Origin of the sequence: Flavobacterium potami (genome assembly GCF_020026915.1) — a bacterium.
GTDB classification, from domain to species: domain Bacteria; phylum Bacteroidota; class Bacteroidia; order Flavobacteriales; family Flavobacteriaceae; genus Flavobacterium; species Flavobacterium potami.
Genome location: NZ_JAINUY010000003.1, coordinates 82,594 through 109,395 on the forward strand (window position 1 = coordinate 82,594; position 26,802 = coordinate 109,395).

23 protein-coding genes and 1 tRNA gene are annotated in these 26,802 nt (G+C 31.7%); 9 read left to right on the forward strand and 15 right to left on the reverse strand.

The window, feature by feature from the left end; translation table 11 throughout:
* Positions 1-71: 71 nt before the first annotated feature.
* Positions 72-605 (reverse strand): peptide-methionine (S)-S-oxide reductase MsrA, encoded by a 534-nt coding sequence (msrA, locus tag K6T82_RS09875; protein WP_223705771.1) that lies wholly within the window; start codon positions 603-605, stop codon positions 72-74.
* A gap of 181 nt (positions 606-786) precedes the next feature.
* Between msrA and K6T82_RS09880 the strand changes: the two genes are divergently transcribed.
* Positions 787-2,274: an aminotransferase class V-fold PLP-dependent enzyme gene (locus K6T82_RS09880; RefSeq protein WP_223705772.1), complete on the forward strand. Its 1,488-nt coding sequence runs from the start codon at positions 787-789 to the stop codon at positions 2,272-2,274.
* A 223-nt stretch (positions 2,275-2,497) separates the two neighbouring features.
* On the opposite strand, the gene K6T82_RS09885 is transcribed toward K6T82_RS09880, so the two are convergent.
* From K6T82_RS09885 to K6T82_RS09910, 6 genes are all read right to left on the reverse strand, one after another.
* Positions 2,498-4,240 (reverse strand): APC family permease, encoded by a 1,743-nt coding sequence (locus tag K6T82_RS09885; protein WP_223705773.1) that lies wholly within the window; start codon positions 4,238-4,240, stop codon positions 2,498-2,500.
* A 127-nt stretch (positions 4,241-4,367) separates the two neighbouring features.
* Entirely contained in the window at positions 4,368-4,838 is a 471-nt protein-coding gene (locus tag K6T82_RS09890; RefSeq protein ID WP_223705774.1) for a nuclear transport factor 2 family protein, read from the reverse strand.
* A 45-nt stretch (positions 4,839-4,883) separates the two neighbouring features.
* Positions 4,884-5,408 (reverse strand): hypothetical protein, encoded by a 525-nt coding sequence (locus K6T82_RS09895; protein WP_223705775.1) that lies wholly within the window; start codon positions 5,406-5,408, stop codon positions 4,884-4,886.
* An 11-nt stretch (positions 5,409-5,419) separates the two neighbouring features.
* Positions 5,420-5,902, reverse strand: coding sequence for a hypothetical protein (locus tag K6T82_RS09900; RefSeq protein WP_223705776.1), 483 nt, complete (start codon positions 5,900-5,902; stop codon positions 5,420-5,422).
* 6 nt (positions 5,903-5,908) lie between these two features.
* A complete protein-coding gene (locus tag K6T82_RS09905; RefSeq protein ID WP_223705777.1) occupies positions 5,909-6,586 on the reverse strand; it encodes a peptidoglycan DD-metalloendopeptidase family protein in 678 nt (225 codons plus the stop codon).
* Positions 6,587-6,592: 6 nt separating this feature from the next.
* The gene (locus tag K6T82_RS09910; protein WP_223705778.1) at positions 6,593-7,258 is read right to left on the reverse strand and encodes a spermidine synthase; all 666 of its coding nucleotides are present in this window, start codon (positions 7,256-7,258) and stop codon (positions 6,593-6,595) included.
* A 64-nt stretch (positions 7,259-7,322) separates the two neighbouring features.
* On the opposite strand from K6T82_RS09910, the gene K6T82_RS09915 reads away from it, so the two are divergent.
* Positions 7,323-7,874 (forward strand): 1-acyl-sn-glycerol-3-phosphate acyltransferase, encoded by a 552-nt coding sequence (locus K6T82_RS09915; RefSeq protein WP_223705779.1) that lies wholly within the window; start codon positions 7,323-7,325, stop codon positions 7,872-7,874.
* Positions 7,875-7,958: 84 nt separating this feature from the next.
* Here K6T82_RS09915 and K6T82_RS09920 read toward each other — a convergent pair whose 3' ends face one another.
* The gene (locus tag K6T82_RS09920; protein ID WP_223705780.1) at positions 7,959-8,411 is read right to left on the reverse strand and encodes a helix-turn-helix transcriptional regulator; all 453 of its coding nucleotides are present in this window, start codon (positions 8,409-8,411) and stop codon (positions 7,959-7,961) included.
* A gap of 311 nt (positions 8,412-8,722) precedes the next feature.
* On the opposite strand from K6T82_RS09920, the gene K6T82_RS09925 reads away from it, so the two are divergent.
* The 4 genes from K6T82_RS09925 to K6T82_RS09940 all read left to right on the forward strand — a co-directional run bounded on the left by K6T82_RS09925 (position 8,723) and on the right by K6T82_RS09940 (position 13,637).
* Complete coding sequence (locus K6T82_RS09925; RefSeq protein ID WP_223705781.1) at positions 8,723-9,877, forward strand: M14 family metallopeptidase; 1,155 nt, start codon at positions 8,723-8,725, stop codon at positions 9,875-9,877.
* A gap of 77 nt (positions 9,878-9,954) precedes the next feature.
* Positions 9,955-10,434: an Lrp/AsnC family transcriptional regulator gene (locus K6T82_RS09930; protein ID WP_007805990.1), complete on the forward strand. Its 480-nt coding sequence runs from the start codon at positions 9,955-9,957 to the stop codon at positions 10,432-10,434.
* Between the two features lie 91 nt (positions 10,435-10,525).
* Entirely contained in the window at positions 10,526-13,111 is a 2,586-nt protein-coding gene (locus tag K6T82_RS09935; protein WP_223705782.1) for a phosphoenolpyruvate carboxylase, read from the forward strand.
* A gap of 10 nt (positions 13,112-13,121) precedes the next feature.
* Entirely contained in the window at positions 13,122-13,637 is a 516-nt protein-coding gene (locus K6T82_RS09940) for a DinB family protein (protein WP_223705783.1), read from the forward strand.
* A 159-nt stretch (positions 13,638-13,796) separates the two neighbouring features.
* Here the strand turns inward: K6T82_RS09940 and recQ are convergent, their stop codons facing one another.
* The 5 genes from recQ to aroB all read right to left on the reverse strand — a co-directional run bounded on the left by recQ (position 13,797) and on the right by aroB (position 20,337).
* On the reverse strand, positions 13,797-15,911 hold the full coding sequence (recQ, locus tag K6T82_RS09945) for a DNA helicase RecQ (RefSeq protein ID WP_223705784.1): 2,115 nt from the start codon (positions 15,909-15,911) through the stop codon (positions 13,797-13,799).
* 140 nt (positions 15,912-16,051) lie between these two features.
* Positions 16,052-16,471: a DNA primase gene (locus K6T82_RS09950; RefSeq protein WP_223705785.1), complete on the reverse strand. Its 420-nt coding sequence runs from the start codon at positions 16,469-16,471 to the stop codon at positions 16,052-16,054.
* A gap of 8 nt (positions 16,472-16,479) precedes the next feature.
* Positions 16,480-17,448, reverse strand: a complete 969-nt coding sequence (locus K6T82_RS09955; protein WP_095931202.1) for a deoxyhypusine synthase family protein — start codon at positions 17,446-17,448, stop codon at positions 16,480-16,482.
* Positions 17,449-17,560: 112 nt separating this feature from the next.
* Positions 17,561-18,964: a type III PLP-dependent enzyme domain-containing protein gene (locus K6T82_RS09960; RefSeq protein WP_144212632.1), complete on the reverse strand. Its 1,404-nt coding sequence runs from the start codon at positions 18,962-18,964 to the stop codon at positions 17,561-17,563.
* A gap of 305 nt (positions 18,965-19,269) precedes the next feature.
* Positions 19,270-20,337, reverse strand: coding sequence for a 3-dehydroquinate synthase (gene aroB / locus K6T82_RS09965; protein WP_223705786.1), 1,068 nt, complete (start codon positions 20,335-20,337; stop codon positions 19,270-19,272).
* Between the two features lie 233 nt (positions 20,338-20,570).
* Here aroB and K6T82_RS09970 point away from each other — a divergent pair, with 233 nt between their 5' ends.
* A complete protein-coding gene (locus K6T82_RS09970; protein ID WP_223705787.1) occupies positions 20,571-21,743 on the forward strand; it encodes a proline dehydrogenase family protein in 1,173 nt (390 codons plus the stop codon).
* Positions 21,744-21,826: 83 nt separating this feature from the next.
* On the opposite strand, the gene K6T82_RS09975 is transcribed toward K6T82_RS09970, so the two are convergent.
* Positions 21,827-23,617 (reverse strand): ABC transporter ATP-binding protein, encoded by a 1,791-nt coding sequence (locus tag K6T82_RS09975; RefSeq protein WP_223705788.1) that lies wholly within the window; start codon positions 23,615-23,617, stop codon positions 21,827-21,829.
* Positions 23,618-23,870: 253 nt separating this feature from the next.
* On the opposite strand from K6T82_RS09975, the gene K6T82_RS09980 reads away from it, so the two are divergent.
* A tRNA-Val gene (locus tag K6T82_RS09980) sits at positions 23,871-23,945 on the forward strand.
* Positions 23,946-24,128: 183 nt separating this feature from the next.
* Positions 24,129-25,745 (forward strand): signal peptidase I, encoded by a 1,617-nt coding sequence (gene lepB, locus K6T82_RS09985; RefSeq protein WP_223705789.1) that lies wholly within the window; start codon positions 24,129-24,131, stop codon positions 25,743-25,745.
* A gap of 81 nt (positions 25,746-25,826) precedes the next feature.
* Here lepB and K6T82_RS09990 read toward each other — a convergent pair whose 3' ends face one another.
* Positions 25,827-26,759, reverse strand: a complete 933-nt coding sequence (locus tag K6T82_RS09990; protein ID WP_223705790.1) for a DUF2268 domain-containing putative Zn-dependent protease — start codon at positions 26,757-26,759, stop codon at positions 25,827-25,829.
* Positions 26,760-26,802: the final 43 nt, after the last annotated feature.

The window sequence follows — 26,802 nt, forward strand, 5'->3', positions numbered from 1 at the left end:
TTGCCACAGATTCCCGTCTTTAATAAAGATTAAAAAATCATTTAAATCTGTAAAATCTGTGGCTTAAAATATTAGCCGATTAATCTATCAGCATACATTTTTTTAAGTTTTTGAATTTTAGGATCAATTACAACTTGACAATATCCAGCTTCCTGATTTTCATTGTAATAATTTTGATGATAATCTTCAGCTTCGTAAAATACTTCAAAAGGTTTTAATTGTGTTACAATTGGATCTACATAAGCTGGTTGCACTTCTTCAAAAACTTTTTCAGCTATTTCTTTTTGTTGATTATCATGATACAAAACAATAGAACGATATTGCGTTCCGCTGTCACCGCCCTGACGGTTTAAAGTTGTTGGATCATGACTTGTCATGAATATGAAAATTAAGTCATGATATGAAATTATGTCAGGATTAAAAGTGACCTGAATAACTTCTGCATGTCCGGTTCTCCCAGTACAAACTTCACGATATGCAGGATTTTTTATAAATCCGTCTGAATATCCGGATTTTATTGACTCTACACCTTTTAAACGCTGAATTACAGCTTCTATACACCAAAAACATCCGCCCCCAAAGGTAGCTACTGATAAATTTCCCATAGATAATACTTTCTTTTAGTTAATGCCTATTAATTCGATAGGATATTGTGATAATTTATTAATAAATATATCTTTTAGCTAAAGATATTAAACAGTAATGTAGTGTTTGAAGTTTGTTATTGATAAATTCGCAATTTTATAAAAAAACGATATATTTGCAGTCAAACACAAGGCACAACTAATGGATAGCAAAAATAATACCATCACTCTTGAAACTTACTTTCAGGAATTCAGACAGAATATTGTCGGAATAAACCAGGAATTTACGTCACCTTATGGCAGAAAATCAATTATTTATACAGATTGGACTGCCAGTGGAAGATTATATCGTCCGATTGAAGAAAAACTTTTAAATCAATTCGGACCTTTCGTTGCCAATACACATACTGAAACGACCGTGTCAGGAACTGCCATGACAAAGGCGTATCATCATGCAAGACATATTATTAAACGTCATGCCAATGCAAACAGCGATGATGTCCTGATTACAGATGGAACTGGAATGACTGGAGTCATCAATAAATTTCAGCGTATTTTAGGATTGAAAGTGCCTGAAAATTTAAAATCCTTTACAAATGTTCCAGCTGAGAAAAAACCGATCGTTTTCATTTCGCACATGGAACATCATTCTAATCAGACTTCTTGGTTAGAAACTATTGCAGATGTTGAAATTATTCCATCTTGCGAAAAAGGGCTTTTCAATGTTGAAAATCTTGAGATATTACTAGAAAAGTATAAAGATAGAACTATCAAAATTGCTTCTATTACAGCATGTTCAAATGTTACAGGATTAAGAACTCCTTATCATGAAGCTGCAAAAGTGATGCATCAGCATAATGGCGTTTGTTTTGTAGATTTTGCTTGCTCTGGACCATATGTCGAAGTTGATATGCATCCGGCAGATCCAGAATCTTATCTGGATGCTGTTTTTATGTCTCCTCATAAATTTCTGGGCGGCCCAGGAACTTCAGGGGTTCTAATTTTCAATAAGAAATTATACAATAACATGATTCCTGATTGTCCGGGTGGAGGAACGGTAAGCTGGACAAATCCTTGGGGTGAACATAAATATATCGATAATATAGAAGATCGCGAAGATGGTGGAACTCCTGGTTTTCTTCAGGTTATAAAAACGGCTTTGGCAATTGAACTGAAAGAAGAAATGGGTATCGAAAACATTATGCAGCGTGAACATGAAATTGTTGATTATGTTTTTAGCGAATTGGAACCTGTTTCAAATATTAAAATACTAGCTGGCCAACATAAAGATCGTCTTGGTGTAATTTCATTTTTTATTGACGATCTTCATTTTAATTTAGGAGTAAAGATTTTAAATGATCGTTTTGGAATCCAGACTAGAGGAGGATGCAGTTGTGCAGGAACGTACGGACATTATTTACTGCACGTTGATCAGGAAACTTCTAATAAGTTGGTCAATGAAATTACAATTGGTGATTTAATAAAAAAACCAGGATGGATCAGAATGTCGATTCACCCAACAACGACAGATGAAGAAATAGCTTTTGTTTGTAAGAGTATAAAAGAATTAGCAGCAAATCACGAAACTTGGGCTTTGGATTATTCTTATGATAAATCTAGAAATGAGTTTATTCATAAAAATGCTACCTCTTTTGAAGATGAATTGGTTGAAAGCTGGTTTAAATCTTAAAAAATTGAATCTTGCTAAAGAAGATATTGAAAATAATAAACCGGACAGTTTTTTTAAGCTGTTGGGTTATTTTTTATGTTTCTTTTGAAAAATTAAAGCTCTAAACTAGCCCCGATAGGAGCGGAAATCCTTTTGTGTCTCGTTTCTTTAACGAGACACAAAAGATTGGAGTGGATAGCGGGACAACTCGTCTTAAAAAAATGAATTTTCTGCTTCTAAATATTTACATTATTAAACGTACGCCGCCAAGATCTGAAACTCTATAAGAAAATCTGTTTCCAGGAGAACCTATGAACATAAAGTTTTTAGGAATTTTCCATTTTTCGGAGAGTTCATCGATGATTTCTGGTCCAAAGACACCGTCTATTTCTATAAACTCAATATCAAGTCCGTCGTATGCACGATCTAAAACCTCAAGATCTTTTTTGAGTGCTTCATTGTCAACGGTATCTTTTTTAACGTGAACGATTTTTAGTTTTTTGGTTGTTTCATTATCTTCTACATATTGTAAAACTTTATTCAATATGGTGATATCATCTCCTTTTGTAAAAAATACAAATTCCTGTGAATTGATTTCAGAACTTAAATTCTGGAGATAACGATTACTCAAAATTACTATTTTGCGCAATGGCTGATAGAAATATTCTAATACTTCAATTAATAAACGAATTAGAATAACACGATTTAGCATGATTCCGATGAAAATTAAAGCTGGAACCATATATTGCAGAAAGGTATAAAATGAATTAACGTTCAATCGCATATTTCCAATAAAAGCAGCAATTACAAAAGAAACCGCTGCAACAACGGCAATTCCGCGAGCACGTTCCGGTCTTGGAAGTTTTTTTCTCTTATATTTTAATAATAAATTTCCAATTCCGAATAATGCCATTACTGCGAGAAAAGAAAAAGTGTAGACTCCTGCTAAAGATTCTAAATGTCCTTTTGTAGCAAAAAGCACAGAAATACAAAGGATTAGAAAACTTAAAATGATTCTGTAATGTGAACCTCTTTTATTTTGTTTTAAAAAATAATTAGGTAAAATTCTATCCAATGTCATTCGGTTTAAAAGTCCAGAGACACCAACAAATGAAGTCAAAACAGCTCCACAAAGTACCATAACAGCATCAATCGAAATGAGCCAAGCTAACCAAGAACCTCCAGTTGTTTGTCCTAAATGGGCTAAAAGTGATTCCTTGTTTTCTCCAACCTGAGTTAACGGAATTACACTGACCAACAGTATGGCAATAACAGGATTGAAGAAACTTACTATTCCCCACATGTTTCGTAAAGTTTTTGGGAAAACGCCACTTTCTTGTTCTTCCACAAAATTGGCAGAACTTTCAAAACCCGAAATACCAAGCATAGCAGCCGAAAAACCAAGAAAAAGAGCAGTTTTAAAATCTCCAGAAGCAATAGGAGTATCCCAATTGACATGGAAAGTGTCTAAACCATGATTTAAAACGAACCAAATTGAAGCAAGAACCAACAAAGTCAACGTTCCAATATGAGTTAAAAAAATGACTACGGCAACAAATGCAGATTCTCCAATTCCAAGAATTGCTAATCCAGTAAACAAAACCAGGACAACAACAGTAGCAATTGTAACATTTAAACCTTCAAAAATTCCATGTAGATAATGCATTCCTTCAGATGCAGAAATAACAGCCGTTGCCATATAAGACAAAACAGTCAAAGTAGCGGCCAAAGAAGCCAAACGTTTAGTGGAAGTATTCAATAAAACATTGTAAGCACCTCCATTTAAAGGAATTGCGCCAACAACTTCTCCATAAATTTTTCTAAATAAAAATAAAACAACACCCACAATCAGTAATGAAATCCAGGCGTATTGTCCGGCGTATAAAATAGTTAAAGCTGATACGTAGAGGCAGGAAGAGCTAATGTCGTTTCCGCAGATTGCTGTTGCCTGTAATTGATTTAATTTTTTGTGTACGATTTCTTTCATCAGTATTCAAATTAACACTTTTAGTAAAAAACAATAAGTAACAAATAATTATAATCAGGTAAAAGGCAGATATTAAATTGAAAACATATTATATTTTAGTGCTGTAACAATTTTCAATTTAAGGTTTTTATTTGATTTGTTGAAATTTCTGTAACGATGATAAAGCTTGACTTTGCACTTTCTTTTGAAAAAATCCGGTCCAGCCCAACAAATAGCCTGTAATTCCAAACGCTTGTTTTGACCATTTCCAGATGTCAAAATTGTCAGTATGTTTGATTATTAATCCGTCTTGAAAAACAAATTCCGCCGCAATTCGATTCACCACTTTTCTGTTTGTTTTACTGAAATTATAGGTAGCAACCCAATTAGCAGAACCAGTAGAATCGTCAGCTTTTACATTTGAAAATTCAATTTTTATGTTTCCTTTGCTTTTCAAGAGAAGCATTTCCCACATTTTGGCCACCTGATCTTCTTTTAGCAAACCGAAAGCGGGATCAATAAAATGAATTTTAGGATGATAACATTCAACCATGGTCTTGGCATCAGCATTCGCAAAGGCGGTATAGAATTTTGCAATTAAAGCTTCGTTTGCATTCATAAAAATATATTTCCGATAAATATAAGATTAATTAGAATAAAAAGATTACAAAACACTAATTTCTTTAGCGGTATCAAATGATTTTTTAGTTTTATCGTAAGCGGTAGAAAAATAATTCATTTTATTGTGAGCCGTAAAATGCCCAGTTTGATTTCCAAAATTATCGGGACCTCCAACAATAATAAATCGTACGGCATAAATATCATTCTTTTTTAATTTAATCCATTCTGCCGGAGTAAAGTAATAGTAAGAGGTGGTTTTTCCGTCAGTAGATTCTTTTACATTTTTATCTGTACAAGCAATAACATCTGCATTTGCCAAATCTACATAAACTCCGCCTGCGATTCTGGCTTTGTCATTTGCAGTTGCAACGGTTAATTTTAAAATACCACCTTTATCTGTTTTAGCTATTTGAACTTTTATTTCACCAGTAAAAGCATATTTCTCACATATAAAGGTATATTCTTGAGTTGCCGGAAAAGGAGCAGAGCCTTTTACGCTAATGCTTTGCTGTGCTATGGTAAAATTTGAAACAAACAATAAAAGAAAAAGTGGTAATTTAAAATTCATGGTTTATATATTTATTGATCGGCTAATTTGGCATCGAATTTTTCGTCCCAATCCATTGATTTAATAGCTGAAACAAGATTCTCCTCATTTACAAAAACACGCAATTCCTTATTGGCTACTTTTTTAGTGTATAATGCGTGGTAACGGTAAATGACCACTTGTTTGGTTTTGTAAACGCCATCCAATTTTAAATCTATAAAACTTCCGTAATATTGTCTAAATCTTTGACAAGTTTTGGTTAAACGCTCTTCTGTAGTGTTTTCCATTACCGATTTAGTTACTTCAGTCTCATTAAAAGGTTTAAATTTTGACGTATTGCAAGTTTCTAAAACTCTCTTTCCTAAATCATAAGCCTTTCGCTGCTGATTTGTATTCACTTCCGTTTCGGAAATCTTTTTAATTTTTAAATCTTCTGTATCTCTACTAACAACGTTTTTAGATTTACATCCAATTAATAATAATAACAAACATATAATCAATCCTGCTTTCTTCATAACTATTTAAGTAATTTTTAATAATAAGTTTGGGTCAGGACAATTTTCGATATAAAAGTTCAAATCTTTTGTGTTGCACACGCCAGGATAGTCTCCCCAATAATCTTGAATATTGTGGATGATTTGAAAATGGACATGGGGTGCGTAATCTCCATTTACTGAGGCTTCTCCTAAAGTGGCAATTTTTTCACCTTTCTTAAAATTGTCTCCAACATTTAAATTTTCTATACTTTCTAACGATAAATGTCCATATAAAGTATAAAATTTCTCGTTTTCTATGTCATGTTCCAATATGATAGTTGGCCCGTAATCTCCCAGACCTTCATTGTTTTTAAAGCTATGCACTTTTCCATCTAGTGCTGCAAGTACATGAGTACCAGCGTCTGTCCATAAATCTAAACCAATATGAATATTACGTTCCGGTGCAAATTCGCTCAGAAAAATAGAACTTCTTTGATATAGAAAACGTCCTTCGATATATCCGCCAAAAGCGACTTTAGCATTCTTTTCTTTTAAATAATTAAAAATATACTCTTCAAAATCTTTTGAAGTTTCCAATTTTGCATCAACTAATTCTTTATTGGAAGCCGATAAATTGACACGTGTATATTCAGAAAGGTTAATTTCTGCGTCGATAACTTTAGTAGGTGGTAAAGAATTTAATATGGAGGTAAGGGGTTTCATAAAAAATTAGGCAACTTTATTTATAATTATTAATTCATTGTGTATTTCGATGCGAGGCAGCATTTTTGCAGTAAACATTTCCGTATTTACTTCAGAAATATATTTTCTATTGCGAACATTATGAGCTTCATCCAAAATCATGGTATTGAAAAGAATAAAACCACCTTTGTTTAAAAGCGTACAAATTCTATCCAAAAAGAACTTTTCAAATAAAAAATTTGGCATGTTGGTATCCTCAAAAACATCTATAATAATAAGATTGTATTTTTCTTTAGTTTTTAAAACAAATTCAAATGCATCATCAATTATAAGTTCCAATTGTTTGATTTTGTTTAGATTAAAATACTGGTTGGCAACCACAATCATATCTGGATCGATCTCAACTCCAGTAATTTTTTCTTTGTATTCAATTTCATCAACCAACGTTTTTACCACACTTCCTCCAGCAACTCCTAGTAATAGAATATGATTCATTTTTAAAATTTTATCATACCCAATATTTCGAAGTCCGTACCTTAAGATGCGTTGCAAACTTCCGTATGAATAATTGGTATTTTCAGAATCCAATACTAATTCGCCATTTGCCCACGTCACTTCAATGGTTTTACTTCTTGAAGATTTCTTTTTGAATATTTTTATTGGAATAATATAACTGAAAAGTTTTTGGATCATTTTTTATGCTTTTACTCAAATTTAGCATTAAATCTTTTATTTTGCACCAAATTTTGAATGATTAATGAAAAAACTATTGTACAAATTCATATTTTTCAAGCTAATGGGCTGGAAAATAGTAGGGATAGAAAATGCTGAAGTAAAGAAATGCATTCTTATGGTTATGCCTCATACCAGTAATCATGATTTTCATATAGGACTTTTCACTAGAGGTATTTCTGGGTTAGAAATGAATTGGGTAGGAAAGAAAGAATTATTTAAATTCCCATTTGGTTATTATTTTAGAAATGTTGGCGGTGAACCATTAGATCGTTCAGGCGGATTGAATAAAGTCGATTCTATTGCTGCTATTTTTGATAGAAAAGAAATCTTCCGTTTGGCTGTTGCTCCAGAAGGAACAAGAAAAAATGTAAAAGAAATAAAAACTGGATTTTATTTTATTGCGCTTAAAGCGAAAGTACCAATAGTTCCCGTAACTTTTGATTGGGGCAAAAAAGAAGTTAATTTTGGAAAACCATTTTTTCCGACAGGAAATTACGAAGCGGACTTTGAAATTATAAAACAGCATTATAAAGGAGTTGTTGGTAAGATTCCTGAAAATGGGGTAAAACTATAATTTCTGAGAATTTATCCAAACGCGTGAGAATCGCGTAGATGAAAATTTTCTGGACAAAGTATCAAATACGCGCTAATTTTTCAATTACGAAGAATAGGCCTTAAATGTGCCATTTTTATAAAAAATCACGATTTTCTCAATTTCTTCATTTTCAAAATTAAAATTGGAGTTTTTTGCTTCTGTTATAATTTTTGGTTCTACTTTTTTTTCTTCTTTAATTTCAATTGTTGAAAATAAATCCTCTTCGAAATTTTTATCGGATAAAATAGGAGAGATGGGCTTTATAGTTTCAGAAGTAATAGTCTCATTATTTTTTGGGAAATTTCCTGTTCCAAATAAAATCCAGTATAGATCTACATCTGGAAAAACTTCTAAAATTTTCATTACAAAATCCAAACTAGGTTTGTTTCTTCCTGACAAAAGATGAGACATGCTGGAACGCTGTACACCAATTTTATCAGCAAATGCGGAGGTACTCAAACTATAATAATCCATTATTATCTCAAGTCTTTTTACAAATTCATCTATGTTTACCATTGTAAATTATTGTTTAAAATAATATATTTACAAATGTAAACAAAAAGGTTAAGTATAACAATTTTAGAAAGTTAAACATCGATTTTTAATTCAACATACTTAAAGTTTTAGATTAAATTATAAAACATAAATAGTTGAAATTAAATATTTTGAAATATTTTATATGAAGTAATATAATCAATTAGTTCTATATCTTCCAACTTTGTTTAAAAAATCAACATCCTTGTTTACATTTCTAAATTATTATCTTTTTCAATAATTTACAATTGTAAAAATAAAGATGTTTACTTTTGTAAACTAATCAAAACACAATGAATTTAGAACAACTTTTTAACCAATACAAAGAGCAATCCATATCTGGAAGATACCTGACATTAGATCACATCAAACCACTTTTAGATAAATTAAACACTAACAATCAAGTTCAGATTATCGGGAAATCGGTGTTAGGAGAACCTATATATAGTTACCAAATTGGAACAGGAAAAACTCGTGTCTATCTTTGGTCACAAATGCACGGTAACGAAAGCACTACTACAAAAGCACTTTTCGACTTCATTAACTTACTAAATGACGAGACTGAATTGTCAAAAAAGCTGCTAGAAACTTTTACTTTTTACAGTATTCCAATTTTAAATCCTGACGGAGCAAGACTTTATACTCGTGCAAACGCGAATGAAATAGACTTAAATCGTGATTCTCAAGATTTGACACAACCAGAAAGTAACGTTCTAAGAGAAGTTTTCGAAACTTTTAAACCCGATTATTGCTTTAATCTCCATGATCAACGCACTATTTTCGGCGCTGGAACAACAGGAAAACCAGCTACAGTTTCTTTCTTAGCTCCTTCATATAATGAAGAAAGAGAAGTAAATGATAATAGACTAAAAGCGATCAATATCATTGCCGGCATTACTGAAGAACTTCAAAAATATATTCCAGGACAGGTAGGACGCTTTGATGATTCCTTCAATATTAATTGTATAGGAGACACTTTTCAATTTTTAGGCGTTCCGACTATTTTATTTGAGGCAGGGCACTTTCCAGACGACTACGAGAGGGAAATTACGCGTAAATTCATATTTTTCTCGTTAATTTTGAGCTTCAAATTGATTTCCGAAAACGATTTAGTTGATAATAGATTTGGTGAATATTTGAATATTTCACAAAATAATGTGGTTTTTTATGATTTTATGTATAAAAATGTCAAAATAAATTATGATGGTATCGAAATTATTACGAATTTTGTCGCACAATACAAAGAAGAATTAATCGAAAATAAGATTCATTTTAATGCTTACATAGTTGAAGTAGGCGAATTGGAAAAATATTTTGGACATTATGAATACGATGCAAAAGGGCAGGAATATTCAGACGATTTCTCAAATTTTCCAAAAGTGGGTCAAAAAGCAAATTTTTATTTAAATAAAAATGTTAAATTTGTTAACGGATTAATAAAAAGTTAATTTTTTTGTGAATTTGTTGTTTTTTATATATAATTTTATACTTTGTAATAGCAATTAGTAATATTAATTAAACAATTATGAGTAAATTTCGTTTAGATGAAGTAGATCACCAGATTTTAGATATGTTAATAGACAATACGAGAGTTCCGTTTACTGACATTGCAAAAAAACTATTGATATCTGCTGGTACAGTACACGTTAGAGTAAAAAAGATGGAGGATGCCGGTATTATCATGGGGTCTTCATTAGCCTTAGATTACGATAAATTAGGTTATTCATTTATTGCTTATGTTGGGGTATTCCTTAATAATACATCTCAAACTAAATTTGTATTAGAGAGAATTAATCAAATTCCATTCGTAACTGTAGCTTCTGTAACTACAGGGAAATTCAATATCTTTTGCAAAATTAGAGCAAAAGACACTAAACACGCGAAAGAAGTTATCTTTATGATTGACGATATTGAAGGTGTTTACAGAACAGAAACAATGATTTCATTAGAAGAAAGTATAAACGATAAGAAACGTTTGATGCATACTATTTTCAAAAATATGTAATAACTTTTCTTGAATGCTATATTAAAATATACCTCAAGTTTATTCTTGGGGTTTTTTTATGACTAATTAACCAACCAACTATAACACGATTATGTATACGTTGCCAAAAATTGAACGTTTTAATCAAGACGTTCTCTCAAAATACCACATTTATAATAGTGTTTTTATAACATTACCTTTTGATTCTATAGATAATACGGGAGTACTACTGCCTTTATTTACAGAAACTTGCGAAACGGGATTTAAAAAACAAGAAACACCAAAAGAGATCGTAGATTTCTTTTCAAATAAATTTCTGAATAATGCTTCAGAAACTGAAAAAATCGATTTAATGTTTCGATTTATTCAATATATAGAACGTCAAATTGTATTATTTGATGCCATTGAGGATGCAGCTTTTCCAGAAGTAAATAATATGGAGGGTCGCGGGTCTTTGCGTGACATTAAAGAGAAATCGGACGCTAAAGAAAAAGACGACGAATTAATTCAATTTCTTGAAGATTTCAATGTTCGTACGGTTTTAACCGCGCATCCAACTCAATTTTATCCTGGACCTGTATTAGGAATTATAAATGATTTGACAGAAGCTATTCGTCAGAATGATCTTTTGCAGATTAAGCAATTATTGGCTCAGTTGGGTAAAACACCATTTATTCAAAATGAAAAACCGAATCCTTACGATGAGGCGGTAAGTTTAATTTGGTATCTGGAAAATGTGTTTTACGCTACTGCTGGTGAAATTGTACATTATCTACAAAAAAATATTTTAGAAGGAAGTCCTATTCAGAACCAGTTAATAAAACTTGGTTTTTGGCCAGGAGGTGATCGTGACGGAAATCCGTTCGTTACTACAGAAATTACGCTAAAAGTTGCAGATCGTTTACGTACTTCTATCTTGAAGTGTTATTACATCGAAATGAGAAATCTTAAACGCAAGTTAACTTTCTCAGGTGTAGATACTTTAGTAGCCGATCTTGAAAATAAACTTTATCGTTCTGTATTCTATTCTAAAGGCGAAATTTTCATCACTTTAGAGGAATTATTGGAGCAATTAAATAAAATCCGAACTATAATTATTGAAAAACACCAATCTCTATACTTAGATGAGTTGGAGGCTTTTCTTGTAAAAATTAATTTATTTGGATTTCATTTTGCGACTTTAGATATTCGTCAGAATAGCAAGATTCATAATATCGTTTTTAAAGATGTTGTAGATTATTACCTGAATTCTGGTTCAGATATTTTCCCTAAAAACTACTATGAGTTAACAGAAGATGAAAAAATTAATGTTTTATCTAAAGTAAAAGGGGATTTAAATCCGGCTGATTTCGAAAATGAAATTACACAATCTACTTTAGAATCTGTTCAGGCTATTAAGACGATTCAGGCAAATAATGGAGAAGAAGGTGCAAACCGTTATATTATTAGTAATAACGAAAGTGCTTTAAATGTTATGGAAACTTTTGCAATGATTCGTTTGAATAATTGGGAAAATCCTTCTGTTGATATTATTCCACTTTTTGAATCTGTTGATGATTTGCAAAATGCTCATTCTATTATGGAGCAATTGTACACAAATCCAGAATATTCTAAACACCTAAAAGAAAGAGGAAATAAACAAACGATCATGCTTGGTTTCTCTGACGGAACTAAAGATGGTGGTTATTTAATGGCAAACTGGAGTATTTATCAGGCTAAAATTTCTTTAACTGAAATTTCGAGAAAATACGGAATTAAAGCTATTTTCTTTGACGGACGTGGTGGACCTCCAGCTCGTGGTGGTGGAAAAACACATAAATTCTATGCTTCGTTAGGTCCAAAAATTGAAAATAACGAAATTCAGATTACCGTTCAAGGACAGACTATTAGTTCTAATTTTGGAACTTTAGATTCTTGTCGTTATAATATTGAGAACTTATTGAGTGCTGGTGTTACAAATCAAGTATTCAGTAAAGAAAAAAATGAATTAACTGCAGACGAAACTCAAATCTTAACAGATTTAGCGAATTTGGGTTATGAGAAATATTTAAGTTTTAAAAATCATCCAAAGTTTATTCCATATTTGGAAAAAATGAGTACGTTGAAATATTACTCAAAAACTAACATTGGTAGTCGTCCTTCAAAAAGAAGCAAATCTGAATCTTTAGATTTTGCCGATTTAAGAGCAATTCCGTTCGTTGGTTCATGGAGTCAGTTAAAACAGAATGTTCCTGGTTTCTTTGGAGTAGGTTCTGCATTGAGACATTTTGAAGAATCTGGACAATGGGATAAAGTTAGTGACTTGTATCATAATTCATTGTTTTTTAAGACATTGCTTGAGAATAGTATGATGTCATTAGCAAAATCTTTCTTGCCTTTGACAGCTTACATGAAGAATGATCCTGAGTTTGGTGAATTCTGGCAAATTATCTACGATGAATTTTCAGAAACAAAACGTTTGTTATTGAAAATTGCAGATCACAAAACATTGATGGAAAACTATCCTGATGGTATTGCTTCAATTCAGATCAGAGAACGTATTGTATTACCGTTGCTGACAATTCAACAATATGCTTTATTGAGAATTAATGAATTAAACAAAGACGAATCTCCAAACGAGGAATTGATTAAGGTTTACGAAAAAATTGTAACTAGATCTCTTTTTGGAAATACTAACGCAAGTAGAAATTCAGCTTAAAAATACAAAAATGAAAGCAGCAGAATTATTAGATAATGAATATTCTGGTCATTTTGGCACTTACATTAAAGTGGCTGGTGACGGAATTCTGATTGAAGAATTGGAAATTTCACTTCACGAATTTATTCGATTTGTTCAAAATATTCCAATGGATAAATTTGATTATCGTTATGCAGAAGGGAAGTGGACTATCAAAGAAATCATTCAGCATGTAATTGATACAGAACGTATTTTTGCGTATCGTGCTCTGCGTTTTTCTAGAAATGACAAGACTCCTTTGCCAAGTTTTGAAGAAAGTGATTATGCAGCTAACACGAATGCAAATGCTAGAAGTATTCAAGATTTGTTAACTGAATTTTCAGCTGTAAGACATTCAAATTTATTGTTTTACAAAAGTTTATCTGAAGAACAACTTAAAAGAATTGGAACAGCTTCAAATAATGAAATTTCGGTTCGTGCTTTAGGTTTTGTAATAATTGGACATGCAAAGCATCATCAAAAAGTTTTTGAAGAAAGATATTTGTAAAAAATTATATAAAAAAAGCTGTACTTTAAAAGTGCAGCTTTTTTTCTTTTAGAAACTGAGGCTTCGACTTCGCTCAGCCTGACAAACTAGTCAATAGAGGTTATTGTCTGGCTGAGCGAAGTCGAAACCCAGTCTTGTTAGTTATAATTATCTATCGTTTTATGATTTTTGATTTTTCCTCTCCAAAAATGCCAAACTAAATCGAATCTTATCATAAGACATTTTCTCTTCAAAATATTCAAAGTAAGGTCTCAATGCTTCTGGTTTTTCTAATTCAATTTGAGCTTTTTCTATTTTTAAAATTTCCTCTTCAGAAACAAACTGACTTAGATCGATATTATGTCCATCTACATATAATTTAGCTAAATGAGAAATAATCGTAGTTTGTCCTAGATTACGTCTTTCTGCAATTTCTTCTACAGAAATTCCGCTTTCAAATAATTCTAAAGTCTTCTTATATGTATTTTCTTTTTTCTCTTTTTTAACTACTGATTTATTTCTGTGAAATTCAATTATAGCATTGATGAATTCATTTCCATATTTTTCGAGTTTTGCTTTACCAACTCCTTCAACGGCAAGAAAATCTTCATCATTCATAGGTCGTAAAACTTCCATTTGTCTTAATGAAGCATCACTAAAAATTACATATGCTGGAACTTCTTCTTCCTGAGCAATTTCGTAACGCAATTTTCGAAGTGTTTCAAAAAGAGAATTTTTAGCCACTTTAGCTTTCTCTTGTTTGATTTCATTTTTGTCAACTACTTTCTTAACGACCGTCGTTAGTTTTACTTTTTCTCCTTCAAACAAAACTTTTTTAGCAAAAGGAGTAAGCAGAATTTTATTGTGCTGATGAAAAGCAATTTCGCAATATCCTAAATTAATCAATTGAATAAGATATTGATTCCAATCGTACCAAGAAATATCATGACCAGTTCCGTACGTTTTTAGTTCTTGGTAATTTTTTTCATAAATATAGGAATTTCTCGAGCCTCTCAAAAAATCGACAATTACGGCCAAGGGTTCAGATTCCTTTAAACGGGTAATAGCAGATAATGCTTTTTGCGCGAGAATCGTCCCATCGAAAAAAGTTGGAGGATTTTTGCAAATATCGCAATTTCCGCAATTTTCGGTAACGAGCTCTCCAAAATAAGAAAGGAGAATTTTTCTGCGACAACTTACAGCATCTGCATACTGTTTCATTCGATCTAATTTTGCCAATTGAATGTCAGCATTCAATCCGTCGGAAGCAAATTTCTGAAGTTGAATTACATCTGCGTAACTTTCAAACAATAAAGTTTCGGCTGGCAAACCATCTCTTCCTGCACGTCCAATTTCTTGATAATAACCTTCAATATTTTTAGGTAAATTATAATGGATTACCCAGCGAACATTCGATTTATCAATCCCCATTCCAAAAGCAATAGTAGCACAAACTACCTGACAATCATCATTTATAAATTGATCTTGCGTTTTGGCACGAGTTTCATTGTCTAAACCCGCATGGTAAGCTTTTGCGGAAATACCTTTTTTCTTTAATTTTTCGGCTAGCTCTTCAGTTGTTTTACGACTCAAGCAGTAAATAATTCCGGATTCATTTGGCTTATCTTCAATAAAATCAATAATTTGTGTAACACGATCTAATGCCGGACGAACTTCTAAACTTAAATTTTTACGATCAAAAGAGGCGATAAACGTTTTAGGATTATTTAAATTTAATTGTTTAACAATATCTGTGCGAGTAGCCTTATCTGCAGTTGCAGTCAAAGCCAAAACAGGAGTAGAAGGGAAGCGGCTTTTTAAATAACCCAAATTTGTATATGCCGGTCTAAAATCATGGCCCCATGAAGAAATACAATGCGCCTCATCAATTGCTATCAGACTAATTTTTAGCTCATTAAAAGCCATATCCAGATATGAAAGACTTTCTGGTGCAATATAAACTAACTTAAAAGTATTCGATTTTAAATTATCAATATAGTATTGCTGTTCTTGTGACGATTGAGAACTATTTATAAAACAGGCAGAAATTCCATTTGTTTTTAAACTGTCAACTTGATCTTTCATTAAAGCAATCAATGGTGATATTACAATTGTAATTCCTGAGAGTATTAAAGCAGGAAGCTGAAAACATATAGATTTTCCGCCACCAGTGGGCATAATAGCTAATGTATCTTGTCCAGATAAAATAGTATTAATAATGGTTTCTTGATTGGGTCTGAATTTTTCAAAACCAAAATTTTCTTTTAAGGTAGCGTGTAAAATTTCTGAAGTCATGGGCTTATAATTTTTATATCATGGATTTAAAAATAAGAATAATCTTATAAATATAAAAATTTAATAGTAATAAGAATTTTAATAACAATAAAAAAAGGAACCCGAGTTGAGTTCCTTTTATTTATTTTAAAGAAAATGAATTAATCTTCATCTTCTTCGTCTTCATCATAATCAGTGTCTGCTTTGTCATCGTCGTCGTCGTCATCGTCGTCATCTCCATCTCCACCGTCAGAATCTGGCTTATCTTGATTGTCATCATCGTCATCGTCGTCGCTGATATCATCATCAAGATCCATTCCTTTTACTGGTGTAATTGCATCTACATCAACATCCAAATCATCATCTTCATCGTAGTTTTCAATTCTGTCAGCAAGTTTAGTACTAATTTTTACCAAGTAAATTGTATCTTCAGTACGAACTTCAACGGCTTCAACCAATTCGTTTTTAGCATTTCTAAAACGAATTACATCTGAATCGTCGTAACCATCAGGAAATTTTTCAACCAAAAGGTTCAAAATTTCATTGGTAAGTTTAGCGTAGTCTACTATAACTCTTTTCATAAATTATTTTATAAATCTAATAAATATGCAAAAATTAACGGAGCAACAATTGTAGCATCCGACTCAATAATAAATTTAGGGGTTTTAATGTCTAATTTACCCCAAGTGATCTTTTCATTTGGAACTGCTCCAGAATAAGAACCGTAACTAGTTGTAGAATCTGAAATCTGACAGAAATAGCTCCAAAATGGAACATCGTGCATTTCCATATCTTGATACAACATAGGTACAACACAGATAGGGAAGTCACCTGCAATACCACCACCGATTTGGAAGAATCCAATACCGTTAGAACTGTTTTTTGAATACCAATCTGCTAAGAAAGTCATGTATTCAATTCCAGATTTCATAGTAGACGCTTTCAGTTCACCTTTAATTACGTATGAAGCAAAGATATTACCCATTGTACTATCTTCCCATCCTGGTACGATAATCGGTAAGTTTTTCTCTGCAGCTGCATACATCCAGCTATCTTTTAAGTCAATTTCGTAATATTCTTCTAAAACACCAGATAATAACATTTTATACATGAATTCATGCGGAAAATAACGTTCTCCTTTATCATCTGCATCTTTCCAGATTTTGTAAATGTGTTTTTGTAAACGACGGAAAGCTTCATGTTCAGGAATACAAGTGTCTGTAACACGGTTTAATCCTCTTTCTAATAAAGCCCATTCGTCTTCTGGAGTTAAATCACGGTAATTTGGTACTCTTTCGTAGTGAGAATGAGCAACTAAATTCATGATATCCTCTTCTAAATTTGCACCTGTACATGAAATAATATGTACTTTGTCTTGTCTGATTACTTCGGCAAAAATTTTACCAATTTCAGCTGTACTCATTGCGCCAGCCATACTCACTAGCATCTTTGCACCATCAGCTAATTGCTGCTCGTATGCCTTTGCAGCATCTACTAATGAAGCAGAGTTAAAATGCAAATAATGTTTTTCAATAAACTGACTGATTGGTCCTTTCATTTCTTTTGTTTTTGTTTTTTTTTTTTTTTGAATTAAAAAGTTTAACCTTTTTGGATGTTAATGCAAATTAAGAATTTTCTAAAGATATCCATTACTTAATCTGCCCTTTTTTTTACAACTTTTTTTTGTATCCTAATATCTTTAAAACGTCGTCTGAAGTCTGCTGCTCAGAGAATACCTCAGTAGCCAGAATTCCGTTTTCGTCTCTGTCAATTAGAATATGTTTTGGTTGTGGGATTAGACAGTGGTGTAAACCTCCGTATCCTCCAATTGTTTCCTGATAAGCGCCAGTATTAAAGAAACCAATATAAAGTGGTTTCTCTTTATTATACTTAGGCAAATAAATGGCGTTCATGTTTTGCTCTGAATTGTAATAATCGTCACTATCACAAGTAAGACCTCCTAACAGAACCCGCTCGTAAGTATCATTCCAACGGTTAACCGCAAGCATAATAAAACGTTTGTTTATAGCCCAAGTATCTGGTAATGTGGTAATGAAAGATGAATCAATCATATTCCATTTTTCTCTGTCATTTTGTTGTTTTTGATACAAAATCTGATAGATTGCACCACCGCTTTCACCTACAGTAAATGATCCGAATTCCGTAAAAATATTTGGAACATCAACTTCAGCTTCATCACAGGCAATTTTAATCTGATTGATAATTTCATCAATCATATATTGGTAATCATATTCAAAAGCTAATGAATTCTTAATAGGGAAACCTCCACCAATGTTCAAACCATCTAGGGTAGGGCATTCTTTTTTAAGTGCAATGTATACTTTAATACATTTTACAAGCTCATTCCAGTAATATGATGTATCATTGATTCCGGTATTAATGAAAAAGTGAAGCATTTTGAGCTCTAATTTATCATTCTCCTGAATTTGTTTTTTATAGAAAGAAACGATGTTTTTGTAACCGATACCTAACCTTGAAGTATAAAACTCAAATTTAGGTTCTTCCTCAGCAGCAATACGAATTCCGATTTTGAATTTTCCTTTTATTTCTGCCTGAAGTAAATCTAACTCTTCGTAGTTGTCAATAATCGGAATAGTATTTTTATGTCCGTTATTAATTAATCTTGCGATGTTAGAAATGTATTCATCTCTTTTGAATCCGTTACAAATTACATAAGTACTTTTGTTGATTTTTCCGTTTTCAAGTAAATTCTCAACAATATTAACATCAAAAGCAGATGATGTCTCGATGTGAATGTTATTCTTAAAAGCTTCATTCATAATATATTCAAAATGAGAACTTTTTGTGCAATAACAATAGTAATACTTTGCGTCGTATTTGTTTTTTTCCATCGATTTTCTGAACCAAGCTTTTGCTTTATTGATGTTTTCAGAAATCTGAGGAAGGTAAGTAAACTTCAATGGTGTACCATATTGCTCAACCAATTTCATCAAATCGATGTTGTGAAACAATAGGTTGTCTTTGTTTAGTTTAAATTCCTCTTGTGGAAAGTAGTATGTCTGGTTTATTAGATCCGAATATTTTGTATTCATTATATTTGTCAATTTTTTAGAGATTGTAATTTTATTTTAATTTAGATATTAAGGTACTAAATCTTAAATTCAAACTCTAATATTGGCGAATATAATCGGCAATTTTTCATGCTCAGCTTTTGAACATTGGAAAACATCAAAACAAAGTGGACTTTTACTATTGTAAAAACGGTTCAACATTCTTAATAAAGAACTGTTGAGACGGTTTCGATAAGAGCTAAATTGTCTTTGCTGCTTGTTTGTTTTCATGGGGCAAATGTAAAAAATAAAATATACCAAATGCAACGCTTTCGATTAAAAAAAGTTTAAGATTTATAATCTTGAAACGCATCTAGAATTAATTTATTTTCAACGGATTGGTTAATTTTTATCTTCCCGATTCCTTCAATTAATGCAAATTGAATTAAACCATATTCATTTTTTTTGTCATGAATAAGTAATTCTAAGATCGGATCGATATCATTTTCTTCAAAAACAACGTCGTCATAAATACCTTTTATAATGGCTTTGATTTCTCTGTATTCTTCTTCAGAAATTAAATTTTTCTTTAATGAAATATAACTTTCTAAAATCATTCCAACTGCAATAGCTTCTCCGTGTAACAAAGTTGTTTTTTCTTCACTTTCTAAGAAATATCCTTCTATGGCATGTCCTAAAGTATGTCCAAAATTTAAGGCTTTACGAATGTTTTTTTCAGTCGGATCCTGAATCACGATTTCATTTTTAATTTCAACAGAACGATAAATCAATTGATCTAATTCGTCAAAAACAATCGATTTCAAATCTGAAAATTGTCTCCAATACGGCGCATCGTAAATCAAACCGTGTTTTAGCATTTCGGCTAAACCGGAACGCATTTCTGTTTGTGGTAAAGTTTCTAGATATTCTGTGTCAATTAATACCATTTGAGGCACATTGATTACACCAATCTGATTTTTAAGATTTCCTAAATCAACTCCAGTTTTTCCACCAACAGAAGCGTCAACCATAGATAATAAAGTAGTAGGAACATTGATGAAATCTACTCCTCTTTTAAAAGTAGAAGCAACAAAACCACCTAAATCGGTAACAACGCCACCACCAACATTAATAACTAATGTTTTTCTATCTGCTCCAAGTTCTGTAAGGATGTTCCAGATTTCGATACAAGTTTCGATGTTTTTATTTGCTTCTCCAGCTTCAAACTCGATAATTTCGATGGCTAGATCTGTTTCTAAATGTGGAATAAATTTAGGCAAACAAAACTCATTAGTCTGATCATCAACTATTATAAAAATATTAGAATATTTATTTTCTTTTAAATGTTTATTTAAAGCTTCGTAAGCATTTTGGTTGAAATGTACGAGGTAGTTATTGGCTTGAATTGATTGCATAATACTTTAGTTAATTGAAAGCACAAAATAAGGCATTTTTGACTTAATAATATTCAAACATTAGTTCTAATTTGTTTAAAAAGATGGTTTGTGTTTGAAAATGCCCGAAAGGGTAAACATTTACTTCTTAATTTGAAATTTTCAATATTTCTAATAGAGATATCTAAAAATACCATGTGTTTTAGTGAATTATATTCAAAACACTCTCTATATTTGCATAAAAATTAAACTTAATGGAAAAAATATTCGATAACACTCAAGTAGCATTTTCACTAAAAAGTGATACAGAACTTGATCGAGCTTATTTTCTTTTCAAAATGATTGACAGTGAACCATTGGTAAGAATTGGAACTGCTGTAACTAATTTTGCAATTAAAGCTCATTTACCAGTAGAAGGATTAATTCGTGCAACTGTTTTTGACCATTTCTGTGGTGGTGTAAACGAAAATGATTGCCTTACTGTAGTGGACAAAATGTTTACAAAAGGCGTTTCGTCTGTTTTGGATTATTCTGTTGAAGGGAAAGAGGAAGAGGAGCAATTTGATGCTGCATTGGAAATGACGTTAAGAACTATCGATTTTGCTAAAGAACGTTTGGCAATTCCGTTTGCAGTTTTTAAACCAACAGGTTTGGGACGTTTTGAATTGTATGAGAAATTAGGAGAAAAACAAACTCTTAATTCTAAAGAGCAAGCAGAATGGGATAGAGTAGTAGCTCGTTTTGATAAAGTTTGTGGTGAAGCGCATAAAAAAGATGTTGCTTTGTTGATTGATGGTGAAGAAAGCTGGATGCAAGACGCTGCTGATGATTTGGTTACCGATATGATGCGTAAATACAACAAAGAAAAAGCTATTGTATTTAATACTTTACAAATGTATCGTTGGGATCGTCTGGATTATTTGAAAAAACTTCATGAAGTGGCTAAAACGGAAGGTTTCTATATTGGAATGAAATTGGTTCGTGGCGCTTACATGGAAAAAGAAAATAAAAGAGCGGAAGAAAAGGGTTATGTTTCTCCAATCTGTGTTTCTAAAGAAGCTACAGACATCAATTATGATAATGCTGTACAATATATGTTAGAGCATTTAGATAAAATGGCCATTTTTGCAGGAACTCACAACGAATTGAGTTCTTATAAATTAATGGAAATGATGGCTCAGAAAGGAATTGCTAAAAATGATCCAAGAATTTGGTTTGGGCAATTATATGGAATGAGTGACAATATTAGTTACAACCTGGCTGAAAACGGTTATAATGACGCTAAATACTTGCCTTTTGGACCTGTAAAAGATGTTATGCCATATTTAATTCGTCGTGCTGAAGAAAACACTTCGGTTGCTGGACAAACAAGTCGCGAATTATCTATGATTAAAGCTGAGCGTAAACGTAGAAAAGGGAAAGAGTAGTTTTCAGTCTCAGTCTCAGTCTCAGTTTACAGAATATTAAAAAAAACTCCAATCTTTCGATTGGAGTTTTTTTATTGATTTAACTAAGAGTTACTAAACTGCAAATTGCTTAAGTTTTTATAGATTCCGTTTTCTAAGTTTATTAATTCTTGATGTGTTCCTTGTTCTGAAATTTTACCGTTGTCCAAAACTAAGATTTTATCTGCATTTCTTATCGTTGAAAGTCTATGAGCAATTATAATGCTTGTTCTTCCTTCCATTAAAACTTCTAATGCTTCTTGAACTAGTTTTTCGCTTTCGCTATCTAAAGATGATGTAGCTTCGTCTAAAATCAGAATACTTGGATTTTTAAGCAATGCTCTGGCAATTGCAATACGTTGACGTTGTCCACCAGACAATTTAACACCGCGTTCCCCAACTAAAGTTTCAAATTTTTCAGGGAAACCATCTACAAAATTAAATGCGTTGGCTTGTTTGGCTGCTGCAATAATTTCTTCTTCTGAAGCATTTGGTTTTCCGTAAGCGATATTCTCTCTGATTGTTCCTCCAAACAAAATAACGTCTTGTGGTACAATACTCATGTTTCCGCGAAGATCTTCTAAATCATAATCATGAATGTTTTTTCCGTCAACCAGAATTTCTCCCGAAGTGATATCATAAAAACGCAATAATAAAGACGAAATAGTAGATTTTCCGGCACCACTTGGACCAACAATGGCAATTTTTTGTCCAAATTCTGCATTGAAATTAACGTCTTTTAAAACCTGAACCTCTTTTCTTGAAGGATAACTAAATGCAACATTTTTGAATGCCACATTTCCTTTTATTTTTTCGATCGGAGACGTTTTTGGATTTGCAATTATTTCTTCAGGTGTTTCTTCCAGTAATTCAAAAACACGTTCAGTTGCTCCAACTGCTTTTTGAATTTGAGCATACATTTCTGCAATTCCACCAAAAGAAGCTCCGATGAAAGTGGTGTATAATACGAATGAAATTAAATCACCAACACCTTCAACTTCTCCTTTGATCGTCAATGTGATTCCGTACCAAACTACAGCAACAACACAACCAAAAAGACATAAGATGATAAACGATGCAAAATAACCTCTGTATTGACCGCCTTTGATAGCGATTTTTACAATCTCTTTTATTTTGTTTTTGTAACGCTGAATTTCATACCATTCATTTGCAAATGCTTTTACATTGCTTATTCCTTGTAACGTTTCTTCAACGATAACCTGACTTTCGGCGACTTTATCTTGTGTCTTTTTTCCGTATTTACGAATAAATCTTCCAAAAATTACAGCAGCAATTGCTACAACAGGTACAATTGCCAACATCATGAAAGTCAATTTTGGACTGATACTTCCTAAAATGATGAATCCACCAATAATTAATATGAACTGACGTAAAAATTCAGCAATTGTTGTACTAAAAGTATCTTGCAATTGTGAAATATCAGCGCTGATTCTACTATTTAATTCACCAACTCGTTTTTGAGAATAAAATGACATTGGTAATTTAATCAGGTTTTCGTACAATGCAAAACGAATATTTGAAAGCGAGTTTTCTGTAAAGTTTACAAACAATGAAATTCTGAAAAAAGAGAAAACTGCCTGAAGCACCAAAATCCCCATTAATCCTAATGCAATTTCATTTGCTCTAGAAAGATCTTTATTGGTAACACAATCTACGAGCATTCCCATTAATTTAGGAAAGGCTAGGGCAGTGGCGCTTGTTAAAAATAAGAAAATCAAACCTAGGAAGAATTTCCATTTATGATTTTTGGCGTATTTAAAAATTCGGAGTGCTTTTTGAAGGGAATTAGAGTTTAATTTAGCTTTCGGTAAATCATTTTCTTGAAATCTTGCCATTTGAGTATACAATTAAGGTACGCAAAGGTATGATTATAGCAAATTATTACAAAAAGAATATAGTGAAATACCTTTTGAGAATTTAACTTTTAACTAAAATTAAGAAAACCTAATTCTTTAATTTGCTGAAAAATAGATTTCTAAATATTTTATTGAAAATATTTTTTACTTTTTTCAATAAAACGCTTGTAATTCTAAAATCTAGCTGTATATTTGCACTCGCAATCAGAAATGATAGCAACCTATTTAAATAGGGCGATTAGCTCAGCTGGTTCAGAGCACCTCGTTTACACCGAGGGGGTCGGGGGTTCGAACCCCTCATCGCCCACAGAATTTTAAAAACTCCAAAGTCTTATGATTTTGGAGTTTTTTTATTTATCTCATTATCAGATTGAAGAAATATACCAGTGAGATGATATTAAATATTATCAAAACTTCTCTATTTTATATTATGTAACTTTTTTAAGAAACCACTACTTATAGTTATCTAAAATTTAATAAAACTATAATTATGAATATCTCAGAATGGTTGTTTTTTATTTTAATAATGTTACTTATTCACGGATTATCTACTTGGAAACTTTATCTAAAAGCAGGTAGAAAACCAATTGAAGCATTTATACCAATTTACAACTTGGTAATTTTAATGAAAATTATAAAACGCCCTCGTTGGTGGGTTTTATTGCTTTTTATTCCGATAATCAATCTTTTAATGATTCCCGTAATTTGGATTGAATTTATTAGAAGTTTCGGAAAAAACTCTACAAAAGATACCGTACTGGTTTTACTAACATTTGGGTTGTATATTGCATATTTAAATTACGCTTCAAAAGATATTTCCTATATTGAAAATAGAGATTTACAACCAAAATCTAAAACAGAAGATACGATTGGATCTCTTGTATTTGCAATTATTGTTGCTACCTTGGTTCATACCTATATTATTCAGCCATTTACAATTCCATCTTCTTCATTGGAAAAAACATTATACACAGGCGATTTTTTGTTTGTAAGTAAAATTAATTTTGGAGCCAGAGTCCCTATGACATCAATTGCATTGCCTATGGTACACGATTCTATTCCTTTTTTGGGTACAAAATCTTATTTGTTTAATGATGATTTTACTAAAAAAGAAACTTCATTATGGAACAAATTTCAATTGCCCTATTTTAGATTCCCTGCGTTAGAAGACATCAAACGTAATGAAATTGTGGTTTTTAATCAACCTGCAGATACTTTGCGAAATATGGATAATTTTAATCCAGATCGAAACTATTATAAACCGATTGATAAGAAAACGAATCTAGTTAAACGTTGTGTTGGAATTGCAGGAGATACGTTAGAAATTCGCCAAGGAGATATTTTTATAAACGGAAAATTATCAGTCTTGCCAAAAAGTGCAAAAGCTCAGTATAATTTTTTAATAGACACAAAAGGTCAGGCTATAAGCCAAGATGAACTCAAGCATACTTACGGAGCAAGAGAAGGATTAAAATACGACAATGGCTATTTTGCGTTAACCAATAACGGAGAATATTTTTTAACTCTAACAGATGAAGAAGCTAAATTAATAGCAAGAAACCCTGTTGTAAAGAGTGTTAAAAAACAACTGACACCAAAAGGCGAAGACGGAAATGTTTTTCCTCATATTAAATCATTAGGTTGGAATTTCGATAATTATGGACCGATTTATATTCCAAAGAAAGGAAAAACCGTAAAGTTAAATATGGAAACATTACCTTTTTACAAACGAATTATTGAAGAATACGAACACAATAGTTTAAAAATTGAAGGCAAGCAAATTATAATAAACGGAAAACCGACCGATACCTATACTTTTAAACAAGATTATTATTGGATGATGGGAGATAATCGCCAAAATTCTCTAGACGCTAGATTTTGGGGATTTGTTCCTTTTGATCACGTAATCGGAAAACCTGTATTTATCTGGTTTAGTTGGGAAAAAGATGCCACTGGAATTAATAAAATTAGATGGAATCGCGTTTTTTCTGTAACAAATGGAAATGACAAACCAAAATCATATTTAATTCCTTTCTTAGTAGTTCTAGGTATTTTTATGATAGTAAACAAATTAATAAAAAATCGAAAAAAACAATCAGTTTTATAGACCATAAAAACTCCTTATTTCTTAAGGAGTTTTTTTTATTTAGATTCTAAAAAATTATTATCTGAGTTTGTCGCTAAAGGTTTATGGATTAAAAAATACATTAAAACTTTCTTTTCTAGATTTTTGATATTTTTCAACATAAACATCTAAAAACCCGCTTTGTTTTAGAAACTGCAAAGGGTCATTTATATTCAATATTTCGTCAATTGCTTTTTGTTTGTCTTTCTGTTTATTGAAATAAGATTCAGTTATTTTATATCCGATCCAATATCCCAAATCATTGGGTCTATCGTCTTTTTTTGAAGTTCCATACAACCAATCTTGATAATCCATACTTTTTAACCTTAATACGAATTCCTCACATAATTCATCTTGGTTTTTTGTTCCATATTGGTACGAAAACTGGTTAATTGATTCTCCCGAAATAAGTTCGGCAATAAAATCAGCGCTGCCTTCCATCAAACACCATTTCAAGAGCATATCTTTTCCAGTTATCTTTTGCTGATAATGTATCAGTTCGTGAGCAATTAAAGCAGAAATTCCATCCAAATTTTGAAGCTTTTCAGTCCCAATTATTATTCCTTCAGGAGCAGAAGTTCCGCCTGAATTAAATCTTCCATAAACAAAATAAATTGGAGGAAATTTTGCTTTTGGATACCAATATTTTAATGTACTATAAATAACTCTTACCCGTTTTTCTTTTGAAGGAAGATTGTCCAACACATTTCTGGAGGGTTTATAGTCTTCCTTTCGTTTCTTTACTACAGAAAAAAGAGAATCTGCATTGATTATTCTATTTTCAGTAAAGCCTTTAATACCTGGCGAACCATTTTGCATATATTCTATAAATGGGTTTTGCTTTGATTTGTCCATTTTATCAAAAGCTATCCAGAAATTTTCTGAATCCTTAGTTTCAAAAACCGCATCTAAAGGATTGTCCGAGAAACTGTTTTGTCCAAATAAGAAATTAGAAAAAGTGATAAAAAGTATAGAGAAAACAATGTTTGGCTTCATATTCAGGATTATTTAAGCATTAATTTATTTCTAGGCAAAGCGA